The sequence below is a fragment of the Pseudomonas sp. Irchel 3F6 genome (genome assembly GCF_900187595.1).
Classification (GTDB): Bacteria; Pseudomonadota; Gammaproteobacteria; order Pseudomonadales; family Pseudomonadaceae; genus Aquipseudomonas; species Aquipseudomonas siliginis.
The window spans coordinates 74,542-87,873 of record NZ_FYDP01000006.1 but is presented as its reverse complement, the minus strand read 5'-3'; the positions used below and the strand labels follow the sequence as shown (position 1 = coordinate 87,873).

The 13,332-nt window shown below is 60.6% G+C and carries 11 protein-coding genes; 4 read left to right on the top strand and 7 right to left on the bottom strand.

Annotated elements, in window-relative coordinates; translation table 11 throughout:
• The first annotated feature begins 113 nt into the window (after positions 1-113).
• From CKW30_RS19775 to CKW30_RS19765, 3 genes are all read left to right on the top strand, one after another.
• Positions 114-1,001, top strand: a complete 888-nt coding sequence (locus CKW30_RS19775; protein WP_095181676.1) for a nitrilase family protein — start codon at positions 114-116, stop codon at positions 999-1,001.
• A 62-nt stretch (positions 1,002-1,063) separates the two neighbouring features.
• Positions 1,064-2,221 (top strand): hypothetical protein, encoded by a 1,158-nt coding sequence (locus CKW30_RS19770; protein ID WP_256584374.1) that lies wholly within the window; start codon positions 1,064-1,066, stop codon positions 2,219-2,221.
• Positions 2,222-2,290: 69 nt separating this feature from the next.
• Positions 2,291-3,277: an asparaginase gene (locus tag CKW30_RS19765; protein WP_095181674.1), complete on the top strand. Its 987-nt coding sequence runs from the start codon at positions 2,291-2,293 to the stop codon at positions 3,275-3,277.
• 47 nt (positions 3,278-3,324) lie between these two features.
• On the opposite strand, the gene zapE is transcribed toward CKW30_RS19765, so the two are convergent.
• From zapE to CKW30_RS19750, 3 genes are all read right to left on the bottom strand, one after another.
• Positions 3,325-4,419: a cell division protein ZapE gene (gene zapE / locus CKW30_RS19760; protein WP_016773254.1), complete on the bottom strand. Its 1,095-nt coding sequence runs from the start codon at positions 4,417-4,419 to the stop codon at positions 3,325-3,327.
• A 90-nt stretch (positions 4,420-4,509) separates the two neighbouring features.
• A complete protein-coding gene (locus CKW30_RS19755; RefSeq protein WP_095181673.1) occupies positions 4,510-5,865 on the bottom strand; it encodes a tryptophan--tRNA ligase in 1,356 nt (451 codons plus the stop codon).
• Positions 5,866-5,889: 24 nt separating this feature from the next.
• Complete coding sequence (locus CKW30_RS19750; protein ID WP_095181804.1) at positions 5,890-6,519, bottom strand: alpha/beta hydrolase; 630 nt, start codon at positions 6,517-6,519, stop codon at positions 5,890-5,892.
• Between the two features lie 144 nt (positions 6,520-6,663).
• On the opposite strand from CKW30_RS19750, the gene CKW30_RS19745 reads away from it, so the two are divergent.
• Positions 6,664-7,098 carry a YhcB family protein gene (locus CKW30_RS19745; RefSeq protein WP_016773251.1) on the top strand — a complete coding sequence of 145 codons (435 nt, stop codon included), beginning with the start codon at positions 6,664-6,666 and terminating at the stop codon, positions 7,096-7,098.
• 226 nt (positions 7,099-7,324) lie between these two features.
• Here the strand turns inward: CKW30_RS19745 and CKW30_RS19740 are convergent, their stop codons facing one another.
• The 4 genes from CKW30_RS19740 to CKW30_RS19725 all read right to left on the bottom strand — a co-directional run bounded on the left by CKW30_RS19740 (position 7,325) and on the right by CKW30_RS19725 (position 13,329).
• Entirely contained in the window at positions 7,325-8,059 is a 735-nt protein-coding gene (locus tag CKW30_RS19740; protein ID WP_041479972.1) for an OmpA family protein, read from the bottom strand.
• Between the two features lie 120 nt (positions 8,060-8,179).
• On the bottom strand, positions 8,180-8,824 hold the full coding sequence (locus tag CKW30_RS19735) for an MBL fold metallo-hydrolase (protein ID WP_095181672.1): 645 nt from the start codon (positions 8,822-8,824) through the stop codon (positions 8,180-8,182).
• 60 nt (positions 8,825-8,884) lie between these two features.
• Complete coding sequence (locus CKW30_RS19730) at positions 8,885-11,620, bottom strand: LuxR C-terminal-related transcriptional regulator (protein WP_095181671.1); 2,736 nt, start codon at positions 11,618-11,620, stop codon at positions 8,885-8,887.
• A 344-nt stretch (positions 11,621-11,964) separates the two neighbouring features.
• Positions 11,965-13,329, bottom strand: a complete 1,365-nt coding sequence (locus CKW30_RS19725) for a DUF1329 domain-containing protein (protein ID WP_024014265.1) — start codon at positions 13,327-13,329, stop codon at positions 11,965-11,967.
• Positions 13,330-13,332: the final 3 nt, after the last annotated feature.

The following is a 13,332-nucleotide window of genomic DNA, read 5'->3' as shown; positions in this document are numbered from 1 at the left end:
GGAGGCGTACTACAACTTAACCGGAAAGCGCCGACTTACCTTCCAGTGCTGACTCGACTCTTATGTTCCCCGCCCCCCGATGGCGTGAAAACAACAATAAGGGATCATGAAAAATGATTGAGTCAACAAGCCCTGTTCGTGTTGCGGTTGTGCAATGTGATCCGCAGGTCGGTACGCAAAATCGTGCAGCGAATCTGAGTAATAGCCTGGAGTTGGCACTGCAGGCGGTCAATGGTGGTGCCAACCTCATCGTTTTGCCCGAGCTGACAAACACCGGTTATTTCTTTCGCACTCGACAGGACGCGTTCGATCACGCCGAATCGGTTCCGGATGGGCCGAGCGTGAGCCGATGGGAGGATTTTGCCCGCCAGCATCAGGTGTATCTGGTGGCAGGGCTGACCGAGCGCGAAGGCGCACGGTTGTACAACACAGCCGTGTTGTTGGGACCTGACGGTTTCATCGGCAAATACCGCAAGGCGCACCTGTGGAATCTGGAGAAGCTCTGGTTCTCTGCCGGCGATAGCGGTTTCCCGGTGTTCGAAACGCCGATCGGTCGTATCGGTCTGCTGATCTGCTGGGACATCTGGTTTCCCGAAGTCCCGAGAATCCTCAGCCAGCAGGGCGCGGACATTATCTGCAGCCTGAACAACTGGGTCTGGACACCACCGCCCTTGTTCGATGACGCCGGCAAGTGCATGGCTTCGTACCTGACCATGACCGCAGCGCACGTCAACAACGTGTTCATCGCGGCGGCAAGTCGAATCGGCGAAGAGCGTGGCGCTCGTTACCTTGGATGCTCTTTGATTGCTGGCACTAACGGCTGGCCGATTGGCCGCGTGGCGTCCGCCGACCAGCAGGAAATCCTCTACGCCGATATCGACCTGACCAGCTCGCGCAGTGCGCCAATCTGGAACGACCTGAACGATTTGCACCGTGATCGGCGCTGTGATGTCTACGATCGAATGCTCGGTTACACCCAGCATCCGTGCCTGCCGCGTTGACCGGAGGCCGGGCTATGGACATTCACGCAAAGCAACGCAAAACAATCGTGGCCAGGACCGCGATGGACAGCACCATTATCGGCCTGATTCTGGGTGCGACGGTTTTGATTGGCTGGCTATCGCTCACCCATCATTCGTTGTGGTCGGCGCGCTGGCCGGACTACAGCCATATGGTTTCGAGTTTCCCCGACGCTGCTGCCTGGCTGCGTTGGGTGCTTGGAGATATCAGCGAGGTGGCGTTTTATAAACACGAGTTTGCCTCGATTGGCCTTCTGGCCGGTGCATATCTGGGCTATTGGGCTAATCGAACGGGAAAAGCCTGGCAAGGCTTCACGATCTGTTACGGCAGCGGGCTCTGGCCGTGGCTGGTGACAAGCTCACTACTGGGTCTGGTGCTGAGCAATTTGCTGTGGGGCTGGACCGTCACCGCGACCAGTTGGCAGCCCACCTTCGCGGCATTCGTGTCGTTGCCTGCCGCAATGGTATTGATGTTCGGTGCAGGCTGGAAGGTCGCGATCAACGGAGCCATCATGGGCGCCCTGTTCGTGACACCTCTGTGTCTGCTGATGGTCAATTACGTATGCAACCCACTCGGTCTGCCCGTGGTGATTGGCAATGTTTCGGGCATGGCCATCGCCAGCATCGGCGCCTTCGTGCTTTGTCGCTACGTGCCAAGCTTGGTGAGACCAGCGGAGCCCGAGCCGGCTGCCGAGGAAGTCAGCATGACCGTGTCCGGCAAGGCGCCGGATTATGGCGTGGTATGGAGCATGCGCCGGGTCTTGGCGGATTTCTCCGAGGCACCTTTCTTCGGCAATGAGTGGGCCAGTCTGGGACTGATTGTCGGTGCGTTGCTCGCATTTACACTCAACCCGATGAGCCCGGTCTACGGCACTGGTCTGCTGCCGCAATTGCTGGCCGGTCAGGCGCTGACCTCGGCACTGGGCGTGGTGATCTGGCGCAGGCAGTGGATGGAGCGCGGTTGGTATCCGACTTATGTGCCGCTGGTGTCCGTTGTTCCGGCTGCGATCCTTACCTTCGGCGGCGCTTGGCAAGTGATCATCTCCAGTGCGCTGCTCGGCGCCCTGATCGCCCCGCCACTGGCCTGCGCCCTCGCGCAGCGGCTGCCAGGCTTCATGCATGGCTTTATCGGTAACGTGTTGTCGATGGCTCTCAGTACGCTATTGATCCTGCCAATCGTCGGATGGCTGGCCAGCCACTGATCTTTCCCCTGCCCCGGCTGGCATCTGGATAGTCCCCGGTACAGTCGGTCTTTCTTCGCGAGGTATCACATGGAACTGCCAAAACTGGCCGTTGCCGCGCTCGGCGGCACTGTCAGCATGCAATCGACGCAAAACGGCCAAGGCGTCGTTCCGGCGGTGTCCGGCGAAGCGTTGCTGAACACCGTGCCGGAGTTGAATATGCTCGCACGAGCAACCGTCGAGACTTTCGGTCTGTTACCCAGCGCTTCGCTGGATTTCGAATACCTCTTGGACGTATTGAACTGGGCCAACGCGCAGATCAGCCAAGGCGTGGCCGCAGTCATCATCATCCAGGGCACGGACACTCTGGAGGAATCCGCCACTTTCTTCGATTACCTGTGGGCGCACGACGAGCCATTGGTGCTGACTGGCGCCATGCGCTCTGCCATGCAAGCGGGGGCTGATGGCCCGGCAAACCTGCTGGATGCTGGTCGCGTTGCGTTGGCGGCATGCAGTCATGGGCGCGGAGCACAGGTGGTTATCAACGGCGAGATTCACCGCGCCAGTAGCGTGCGCAAAGTCGATTCAATGGCCATGCACGCCTTCGCCTCGCCCTTGACCGGCCCTGCTGGCTTGATAGTGGAAGGCGCTCCGCGCTACTTCCATGCGCCGGTTGCGCGCCATGTTTTGCCGATGCCCCGAGACACCCGCCAGAATATTGCTTTGCTGGAAGCTTCGCTCGGTGCAGACAGTCTGCTGCTAGAGAAGGTTGTGGAGCTAGGTTACGCCGGCCTAGTGATCGCTGGCTTCGGTGCCGGCCATGTTTCAGCGGACTGGGCCAACGTCATCGAAGGCATTGCCCGACATATTCCGGTGATCATCGCCACCCGCACCGGTTGTGGCGCGACGGCGCAAGTGACCTATGGCTTCGTCGGCAGTGAAATCGATATGACGCGTAAAGGTGCCGTGATGGCTGGGTTCCTATGCCCGCGCAAAGCAAGAATTCTGCTCTGGCTTCTGGTTGGCTGCCAACAGCAATCAACGTTGGCAACCTGCCTCGCTGAACTGGCCCCATAAAAAAAAGGCCTGCAATCGCAGGCCCTTTTTTGTCGCCGAGACTCCGCTTAAGGCTTGTGCGCCCGCGACAGAAACTCGTGGGATTGCATCTCCAGCAGTCGGCTCAGCGTGCGCTGGAACTCGAAGGTCAGGCGTCCGCCGGTGTACAGATCCTTCAACTCGACTTCAGCAGAAATGATCAGTTTGACGTTGCGATCGTAGAATTCGTCGACCATGTTGATGAAGCGACGGGCGATGTCGTCGGTGGTGACGCTCATCTGCTCGACGCCGCTGAGCAGCACGGCGTGGAAGATCTTGCCCAGTTCGATGTAGTCGTTCTGGCTGCGCGGGCCGTCGCACAGTTCGCGGAAGTCGAACCAGGCCACGTCGTCGCAGGTGCGCAGGGCACGGATTTCGCGGTTCTCGATGATCAGCACATCGTTTTCCACCGCTGCCGTGCACTCCGGCGTCAGTGCCTTGAAGCTCTTGCGCAGGCTTTCGTGCGCGGCTTCGTCGAGCGGATAGTGGAACAGCTCGGCTTGCTCGAGGTGACGCAGACGATAATCGACGCCGCTGTCGACGTTGACGATCTCGGTGTTCTGCTTGATCAGCGCGATGGCGGGGAGGAAGCGCGCACGTTGCAGGCCATCCTTGTACAGGCCGTCCGGCACGATGTTCGACGTCGCGACCAGGGTCACGCCGTTCTTGAACAACTCTTCCATCAGCGTGCCGAGGATCATCGCGTCGGTGATGTCGGAGACGAAGAATTCATCGAAGCAGATCACCCGCGACTCGGCCGCGAAGCGCTTGGCGATAATGGTCAGCGGGTTTTTCTCGCCGCCCAGGGTCTTCATTTCTTCGTGCACACGCTTCATGAAGCGGTGGAAGTGCGTGCGGGTCTTTTCCTTGAACGGCAACGCTTCGAAGAAGGTGTCGACCAGGTAAGTCTTGCCGCGACCGACGCCGCCCCAGAAATACAGGCCCTTGACCGGTGCCTGATCCTTTTTGCCAAACAGCTTGCCGAGCAAACCCGGCTTGTTCTGGTCAGCGGCGATCAAGTCGTCGTACAGACGCTGCAAGTGACGCACAGCAGTTTCCTGCGCGGCGTCATGGAAGAAGTCCGGGCGTTTCAGATCAGCTTGATATCGTTCTAGGGGCGTCATAATTCGTTAGCAAGGCAACAAAAACGGGCCGTCACTGTAGCGACGGCCTGTGGGAATGGCAATCGGCCCTTGGTCGGGTCGTGCCGCCGATCAGTCTTGAGCTGGAGTCAGTGCGACGCGCAACGCCTCGATGGCGGCGTCCCGCGCACCGATGTTGGCAAACGCCGGGCTGTCGCCCACGCACTCACCGGCCAGCCAGACGCTGAAGCTCAGGTCATCAGTACGCACATCCAGCGACTCGCCGGACTGCAACTGTTTGGTCACCTGGCCGGCAGTCTTGCCGTCGGCGAAGTTGCGCGACAACAGCAATTGCTCGCCATCGGCCGCCAGCAGACGGAAACGGAAGCTGCCGTCGTCCTCGCGGAAGCTGACGAAACGTGCGGCTTTCGCGGCTTTCTTTTTGGTGGTCGCGGCGACCTGAACCTGATTGACGAAAGAACGCAGGCCAACGGCTTCGCGCAATTCATTGAGGAACGGCGTGGCCACGGCGCGGGCCTTCTTCGCACCAATCTGCAGAATGTCTTCCAGATCCGCAGGACGCTCGATCAACTGGTGATACTTCTCGCGCGCCTCGCCCAGCTCATTGTCGAGCAACTGGAACAGGCGATTCTTCGCCTCACCCCAGCCCAAACCACCGAGCAGTTCGCTGCGGAACTCGTCAGCCTGCGCCGGAGTGGCGAAGGCCTGGAACAGAGTGAACAGGTGCGAGTTGTCCGGATCTTTCGCTTCGCCCGGGGCCTTGGAGTCGGTGACGATCCGCGAGATCGCGTCCTTCATTTCTTTCGCGCTGCTGAACAACGGAATGGTGTTGTCGTAGCTCTTCGACATCTTGCGACCGTCGAGGCCCGGCAACGTCGCCACGCTTTCTTCGATCAGCGCTTCGGGCATGGTGAAGAACTCTTTGCCCTGGCCGAACAGATGGTTGAAACGCTGACCGATATCGCGGGCCATTTCCACGTGCTGAATCTGATCGCGACCGACCGGCACCTTGTGCGCGTTGAACATCAGGATGTCCGCCGCCATCAGCACAGGATAGCTGTAGAGGCCCATGGTGATGCCGGCATCCGGGTCTTCACCCGTCTCAACGTTCTTGTCCACCGAGGCCTTGTAGGCGTGCGCGCGGTTGAGCAGGCCCTTGGCAGCGACGCAAGTCAGCAGCCAGGTCAGCTCGGGGATTTCCGGGATGTCGGACTGGCGGTAGAACGTCACGCGGTCGACATCGAGGCCACCGGCCAGCCAGGTCGCGGCGATTTCCAGACGCGAGCGCTGGATGCGCAGCGGGTCATCGCATTTGATCAGGGCGTGGTAATCGGCCAGAAAATAGAACGAATCTGCCTGGCTGTCGCGGCTGGCGAGGATTGCCGGGCGAATGGCCCCAGCGTAGTTGCCCAGGTGCGGCGTGCCAGTGGTGGTGATGCCGGTGAGAATGCGGGTACGGTTGGTCATGGGTAATCGCTTGTCAGACTGCAATCAATTCGAGAGACGCGGCAGCAGCAGATCCTTGAGATCGGTCAGCTTGCCGTGAAAAAAGTGTCCGCATTCTGCCACTTTCAGCAGCTCATGGGGGCGCTGGAGTTGTTCCGACCACTGGTAGACCAGTTGCGGATCGATGACTTCATCGGTTTCCGGCTGGATCACGGTCAACCCGCCGTGCTGCGGCAGTTGATCCTCCTCGCCCAGACGCATCACCGCCGGGGCAACCATGAACAGGTGCTCAAGCTGCACGCCCTGGGCTTCGAGACGGCCGCCGAGACTTGCTGCAACAAATCCGCCGAAGGAGAAACCGAACAGGGTCAGCGGCAGATCCGGGTGTTTTTCCCGCAGCCATGTGGCGGCGGCCAGGGCGTCGTCGACTTCACCGGTGCCCATGTCATGCGTGCCCTGGCTGGCGCCGACGCCGCGATAGTTGAAACGCAAGGTGATCAGGCCTGCGTCGCGCGCAGTGCGCTGCAGGGTCGAGACGACCTTGTTGAGCATGGTGCCGCCCTGCACCGGGTTCGGATGGCAGATCAGCGCGATGCCGCGCGGCTGCTCGTTATCCAGGTAAAGGCTTTCCAATTGACCCACCGGGCCGTCAATCAATACAGGGGTTTCACGCATCAGCAAGGGAGGAACTCCGTGACCTCGAATCGGGTCGACTCGTCTAGCAAATTGTCTGTGCCAATCTATTGCGAGTGAATCGCGGTATACAGCGCAGGTTCGAGCCGTTAACGTAAAGCAAAGCCGTTTATAGAGGAAGGACTCGTGGAACACTCGCTCTTAGTTTGGTTGTTACCGACTCTTGCCCTGGTTGTGGGTGTCGCCATTGGATTCCTGATCGCGCGCGTTGCGCCGAACGCCGCACCGAGCCGCACGCAGCGTCAACTGGATGATATCCAGGAGCGTTTCGACAGTTATCAGAACGAAGTGGTCACCCACTTCAACAGCACCGCGATGCTGGTCAAGAAACTGACCCAGAGCTATCAGGAAGTGCAGGACCACCTCGCCGAGGGCGCCAATCGCCTGGCCCTGGACGAGCAGACCCGCCAGCGCCTGATCGCCGCCCTGCACGCCGACGCAGCGCAGGCACCACGTGAACGCCTGACGCCACCGCGCGATCAGGAGCCACCGCGTGACTATGCACCGAAATCGCCAAATTCCCCTGGCATGCTCGATGAACATTATGGTTTGAAGAAGTAAGCAGTCTTCGCTGCGAACAAAAAGCCCCCGGACAGTGATGTGTCTGGGGGCTTTTTTGTATCTGCAATCTTCGCTGCGCTCGTCGGCCTCTTCGCGAGCAGGCTCGCTCCCACAGGGGGAATGCATTTCAAATGCGGGAGCGAGCCTGCTCCCGAAAGGGGCGGCACCGATGAAACAAAAAAATGCCCGATCACAGGATCGGGCATTTCTTCATTCAGGCAATCGCTTATGGATACTGCTGCACCGTACCCGGCTGTTGCTGCTGACCACCATACTGCTGACCCGGAATCGCTTTCAGGTTGACTTCAACGCGGCGGTTCTGCGCGCGGCCGTTGACGTCGCCGTTGCTGGCAATCGGGTTATCCGGGCCGGCGCCACGGGCCGACAGGTTGGCACCGCTGACACCTTGCGAGGTCAGGTAGGTCGCCACGCTCTGCGCACGACGTTGTGACAGGTCCATGTTGTGCTGGCGGCTGCCGGTGCTGTCGGTGTAACCGACGATTTCGATCTGGTTCTGGTTGAACTCCTTCAGCGAGTTGGCCAGGTTGTTCAACGGCTGGTAGAAACTCGGGGCAATGTTCGCCGAATCGGTGGCGAAGGTGATGTTGCCCGGCATGATCAGCTTGATCTGATCGCCCTGCCGCTGCACTTCAACGCCAGTGTTGGCCATGCTCGCGCGCAGTTTCTTTTCCTGCTGGTCGGCGTAGTAGCCGTAGCCTGCTGCGGAGGCACCGACGACAGCAGCGCCGATCAAGGCGCCCTTGCCACGGTTGTCGTGACCGATGGCGGCACCGGCGAGTGCGCCGGCCAGTGCACCAAGGCCACCGTATTTGGCGGTTTTGCTCATGCCTTGCGAGCCACCGTCGGCCTGACCCTGATTGTCATACGGATTAGGCGAGGCGCAGCCGGACAGCACGGCCACGGCAGTAGCGACAATAATCAAACGACGCGTGGTGAACATGGAGAGCTCCTGGTTTTCTGCATTCTGTGGTGCAGCGGCCACTGATCAATCAATGGACCTGCGCGGGCGTTGGATCATGACAATGCCTAAAAATTCCGCCCGCTGCCCGTGACAAAAAATTCAGGCACGCACAAACGGGTTCTCGCGCATCTCATCACCCAGACGCGTGTCCGGGCCGTGCCCGGTGACAACCGTTGCGTCCTCGTCCAGCGTATACAGCCGCTGCTTGATTGAACGCACGATGGTCGCCTGATCGCCACCCCACAAATCCGTGCGCCCTACCCCGCGACGAAACAGCGTGTCGCCGGCTATCAACAGCTTAGCCTCGGAAAACCAGAAGCTCATGGAACCGGGTGTATGTCCCGGCGTGTGCAGGGCCACGCCGCAACCGCAGGCGAGTTCTTCGTCATCGCTCAGCCAACGATCCGGCGACGGCACCGGGGTGTAAGGCACGCCAAACATCTGGCATTGCATTTCAAGGTTGTCCCAGAGGAACTGGTCTTCCTTGTGCAGATGCAGGGTCGCACCGGTTTTCTCCTTCATTTGGCCGGAAGCAAGGAAGTGATCGAGATGGGCGTGGGTGTGGATGATGCTCACGACTTTTAGGCCATGCGCATCGAGACGCGCCATGATCAGGTCCGGGTTGCCGCCGGGATCGACGACGATGGCTTTTTTTGTGAGTGGGTCGCCGATGACCGTGCAGTTGCACTGGAGCGGGCCGACGGGGAAGGTTTCGCGGATAAGCGCAGGGCTGGGCGTGGTCATGGAAAAATCCTGGACAGGGTCAACGCCGTTGGCAACGGCCGATGGCGAATTTTACCGTCGCTAGAGCAATAACCCCAACGCCTTCGCCCGCGCCACCGCCTGCGTACGCCGCTCAACCCCGAGCTTGCTGTTGATATGGCTGGCATGGGTTTTCACGGTGTGCAGGGAAATGAACAACTGCTCGCTGATTTCCTGATTGGAACAGCCTTGGGCGATCAGGCGCAGCACGGCCAATTCCCGGCTGCTGAGTTGTTCGGTAGTTGAGCTTTCTACGCTCGGTCGCGGCGCGGCTGTTGGGAACTGTGTGAGCAATTGCTGGCTGACGGCGTGGCAGGAAAGCGCCTGCAATTGCCCGCGCATCCAGTCGGCATGACTTTTCAGCAGCGCATCGAAGGGCTGGAAGACGCCGCCGGCCGCAGCTTCCAGCGCCTGACTCAACACCTTGCGCGCATCGGGCTCGCGTCCACTGGACAGCAACAGCGCCACCTTCTGCGTCAACGCCATCACACTGAGCAACTGCCGGCCGGTCCGCTGGCCGTTTTCATGCAACACGTTCAGCCGCCCTTCGGCGAGCATCGGTTGCCCCTGAATCACATCAAGCAGCGCCTGTTGCAGTTCCACATGCAGCGGCAGCTGCGGATGAAACTCTGGCGGTGCCGCAGCGTGTTCGCCGGTGTAGGTCTGGCCCAATCGTGCAAGCCACGCCTCGGCAAGATCAATCCGGCCCTGGGCCAGCCACAGTTCGCATTTGACCAGGGTGATCATCGCCAGATAGTAGATCGGCGGTACGTCCCAGATGTGCATCAGGCGTTCGGCTTCGGCGAGTTCGGCGAAGGCCTTGGCGAATTCGCCACTGGCGCCGTCCAAGCGAGCGATCACGCAGTGCCCGATCAGCACGCTGATGTCGCGACAGGCGCGCGCCTCGCCAATGCCGGCCAGCAGACGCACGCGTGCGGCTTGCGGCTGCAAACGCATCGCCAGCAGGAAACCTTCGTACAACGTCAACCGCGCGCGTACGGCGTACAGGCGTTGCGGCGACAGACCGCGCAGCCGCTCCAGGCCCTGATGCACTTCATCGAGCGCACGCAGAATCTCGCCCCGCGATTGCAGAACCCGCGCCCTGTCGTAATGCGCCAACGCTTCGAATAATGGATTGCCGACCCGTTGCGCCAGCTCGAGGGATTCACGGTTCAGGCCACGGGCGCGCCACAGATCGCCGTCGGCGATCGCCAGATTGGACAAGGTCGACAGGCACATCAGCCGCTGGCCATAACGCTTGGCCGGCAGGCTCTCCAGTGCTTCGCTGCAATAACGCAGGGTCAGTTCGCGATGGCCGCGCCCGCGAGCGATGATCCCGCTCAGCGCCAGCCATTGCGCCAGCATGGATTTTTGCGCGGTGGCCGAAGGCGCCGGCAGGAAACGGCTCAAATGGCTGGCCAGCTCTTCAGCGGCGTCGAGCTGACAGGCCAGCCCCAGCGCCCAGCTGTAGAGCACGATCAGTCGTGGCGTGCTGATCAGCAGGCTGTCGGGCAAGTCCATTTTCCAGCGCAGCAGCATGCCGACGTTCTGCTCGGCGAGCAGCTGTTCTTCGGACAGGTTCTGTACCAGATTCGCCGCGACGTCGAGATGCCCGGCACGCAACGCCTGCTCCACCGCTTCGTCGAGCAGGCCCTGCGCATTGAACCAGCGGCAGGCGCGCAAATGCAGGGTAGCGTTGGGCACCATCGCCTGGGCGATTGGCCGGCTGCGCAACAAGTCAGAAAACAAATGGTGATAGCGGTACCAGTGACCGTGCTCGTCCAGCGGCACCAGAAACACCTGATGGGCGAGCAGAAAGCGCAGGATCTCGGCGCTGTCATGGGCTTCGCGGACCGCGTCGCACAGCTCGCTGCAAAAGCGTTCCTGCGGTGCGGTTTCGTAGAGAAACGATTGCACTTCGGCCGGCAAGCAATCGATGACTTCTTCGAGCAGATAGTCGCGTATCAACCCCTCGCCGCCGTTCAGTGCTTGCGGCAGCGCGGCATCGTTGCCCGCCTCGGCCACCGCCAGCAGCCAGAAGCGCAGGCCGGCGACCCAGCCTTCGCTGCGCTGGATCAGGCTTTCCAGTGCTTCGCCGCGCAGTGAGCTGCTGTGGCGATCGAGCAAGGTCAGGGCCTCGTCGTGGGTCAGGCGCAAATCCTGTTCGTGCAGCTCGAGCAACTGCCGCGACAGGCGCAGACGCGCCAGATGCCAGTCCGGGCGCTGACGGCTGGTGACCATCACCAGCAAGCCATCGGGCAGATGATTGAGGAAGAATTGCAGGCAACGATCCAGCACCGGCCCTTGGGCGAGGTGGTAGTCGTCGAGCACCAGCAGCAGCGGTGCAGCAGGATCGAGATGCAGCGCCAGCTCATCAAGCAGACCGTCGAGCCATTCTTCAAAAGCGAATGGCTGATGACGCTGACGCATTTTCAGCAGACCAAGAGCGCCAGCGCCCAACGCAGGGAAGTAGTCCTGCAGACCTTCGAGCAAGCGCTCAAGAAAACGTCCGGGATCGCTGTCACGTGGACTCAAGCCCAGCCAGAGACTTTGCCAATGCGCCGGCAGGCTCTGACAGAACTCCACCGCCAGCGAGCTTTTGCCGAACCCGGCCGGGGCGCTGACCAGCAGCAACCGACCTCCGAGCCCGGCCTGCAGACGCTGGCAAAGGCGCGGCCGCAAGACATAGCCATCAGGCAGCGGCGGGCGAAAAAAACGCCCGTCCAGTGCTGCGACGGTGATGCTTGCGGGACCCGGAAGTGGGGACAGATCAGTCATGGCCGGCTCTTGTTCGAAGGCGATTGGCGGCGTTGCAGATGTCCGCAGCCTAGCCTTAAACGAAGAGGTAATGAAGGTCACTGCTACAAATGGCTACAAAAAGCCTACACAGCGCCGCCAAAATCCGGCATCACCGACCAATCGCGACCACGATGAATCCGTGTAGGAGCTGCCGTAGGCTGCGATCTCTTGACTTTGCTTTTTCCAGAATCAAAAACAGGATCAAAAGATCGCAGCCTTCGGCAGCTCCTACATGAGCGGTGCGGCGTGAAACCGCACGCAAAAAAACGCCCCGAACCGGTCGGGGCGTTTTCACGAGGATGCGGCCTCGGGTTTACGCAGGTTTAGCGAACACCATCCTGACGCAGAGCGGCCGGGGTGAAGTCGCTGGTGGTGGCGGTGAAGCCGAAGTCATACGCCTGCTTCTCTTCGTTCTTCATGCCCAGTGCCAGATAACGGCCGGACTGCAGGTCGTAGAGGGTTTCGAGGGCGTACCACGGCACTTGCTTGTCGTAGTAGTTCTCGGCATGTGCCTCGGCTACACGCCACAGTTGGCCACGACCGTCGTAGTGGTCGATGACCGCTGCCTGCCAGGTGTCCTCGTCGATGTAGAAGTCACGCTTGGCGTAGATGTGGCGCTGGCCTTCCTTCAGGGTCGCGACCACGTGCCAGACGCGGCGCAGCTCGTAGCGTGCCAGGTCCTGGTTGATGTGACCGGCCTTGATGATGTCCGAGTACTTCAGTTTCGGATCGTCGAGTTTGTAGCTGTCGGAGGCGATGTACATCTCTTTCTTGCCTTCGAGCTTCCAGTCGTAACGATCCGGCGCGCCGTTGTACATGTCCAGGTTGTCCGAGGTACGCAGGCCGTCGGCGGCAGTACCCGGGCCGTCATACGACACTTGCGGTGCACGGCGCACACGACGCTGCCCGGCGTTGTAGACCCACGCCGAGCGTGGCTCTTTGACCTGGTCGAGAGTCTCGTGCACCAGCAGTACGCCACCGGCCAGACGCGCCGGCGCGGTCACTTTCTGCTTGAAGTAGAACAGGATGTTGCCCGGGTTCGCCGGATCGTAATCCTTCATCTTGTCGCGGAACACGAACTGATCCTGGAAGTACACCAGGCTGTACGAGCCGTTCGGTTGCGGCGTGGCCTGGGTCACCAGACGGGTCACGCTCCCGCCGCGATAGCGGGTGATGTGGTTCCAGATCACTTCCACACCGGTTTTCGGGATCGGGAATGGTACGGCGGTATCGAAGTTTTCCAGACCGTTGCCGCCGGACACCAGGTTGGTGCTGGTGGCGTTCTTCTTGATCGCGGCGAACACGTCATCCGGCACGGTGGCGCCGCGATGGGACGGATAGACCGGCATCTTGAAGGTTTCCGGGTAGCGCTTGAACATCGCGTACTGGCCCGGCGCAAGCTTGTCCTTGTACTTGTCGACATCCTTGGCGGTGATGGTGAACAGCGGCTGCTCACTGGCGTAAGGGTTGGACAGGAAGCCCTTGCTGTCGACGCTGCCGGCATTTTTTGGCAGCGGTTTCCAGGCCGGGATCGAACCGTCGGCATTACCGGCCATTTCCGCGCCCATCGGCGTCAGGCTCTTGCCCAGTTTATCCGCTTCGGCAGCAGGCACCGCCGCCATGACACTGGTCGCCAGCAGCGACAGGCCCAGAACACCGGCGTGGAACAGACTCTTTGTTATTTTCATAAA

Excerpts from the sequence above, each read along its gene's own strand:
- CKW30_RS19775 (WP_095181676.1), top strand. The coding sequence starts at position 114 with ATGATTGAGTCAACAAGCCCTGTTCGTGTTGCGGTTGTGCAATGTGAT.
- CKW30_RS19770 (WP_256584374.1), top strand. The coding sequence starts at position 1,064 with ATGGACAGCACCATTATCGGCCTGATTCTGGGTGCGACGGTTTTGATT.
- CKW30_RS19765 (WP_095181674.1), top strand. The coding sequence starts at position 2,291 with ATGGAACTGCCAAAACTGGCCGTTGCCGCGCTCGGCGGCACTGTCAGC.
- zapE (WP_016773254.1), bottom strand. The coding sequence starts at position 4,419 with ATGACGCCCCTAGAACGATATCAAGCTGATCTGAAACGCCCGGACTTC.
- CKW30_RS19755 (WP_095181673.1), bottom strand. The coding sequence starts at position 5,865 with ATGACCAACCGTACCCGCATTCTCACCGGCATCACCACCACTGGCACG.
- CKW30_RS19750 (WP_095181804.1), bottom strand. The coding sequence starts at position 6,519 with ATGCGTGAAACCCCTGTATTGATTGACGGCCCGGTGGGTCAATTGGAA.
- CKW30_RS19740 (WP_041479972.1), bottom strand. The coding sequence starts at position 8,059 with ATGTTCACCACGCGTCGTTTGATTATTGTCGCTACTGCCGTGGCCGTG.
- CKW30_RS19735 (WP_095181672.1), bottom strand. The coding sequence starts at position 8,824 with ATGACCACGCCCAGCCCTGCGCTTATCCGCGAAACCTTCCCCGTCGGC.
- CKW30_RS19730 (WP_095181671.1), bottom strand. The coding sequence starts at position 11,620 with ATGACTGATCTGTCCCCACTTCCGGGTCCCGCAAGCATCACCGTCGCA.
- CKW30_RS19725 (WP_024014265.1), bottom strand. The coding sequence starts at position 13,329 with ATGAAAATAACAAAGAGTCTGTTCCACGCCGGTGTTCTGGGCCTGTCG.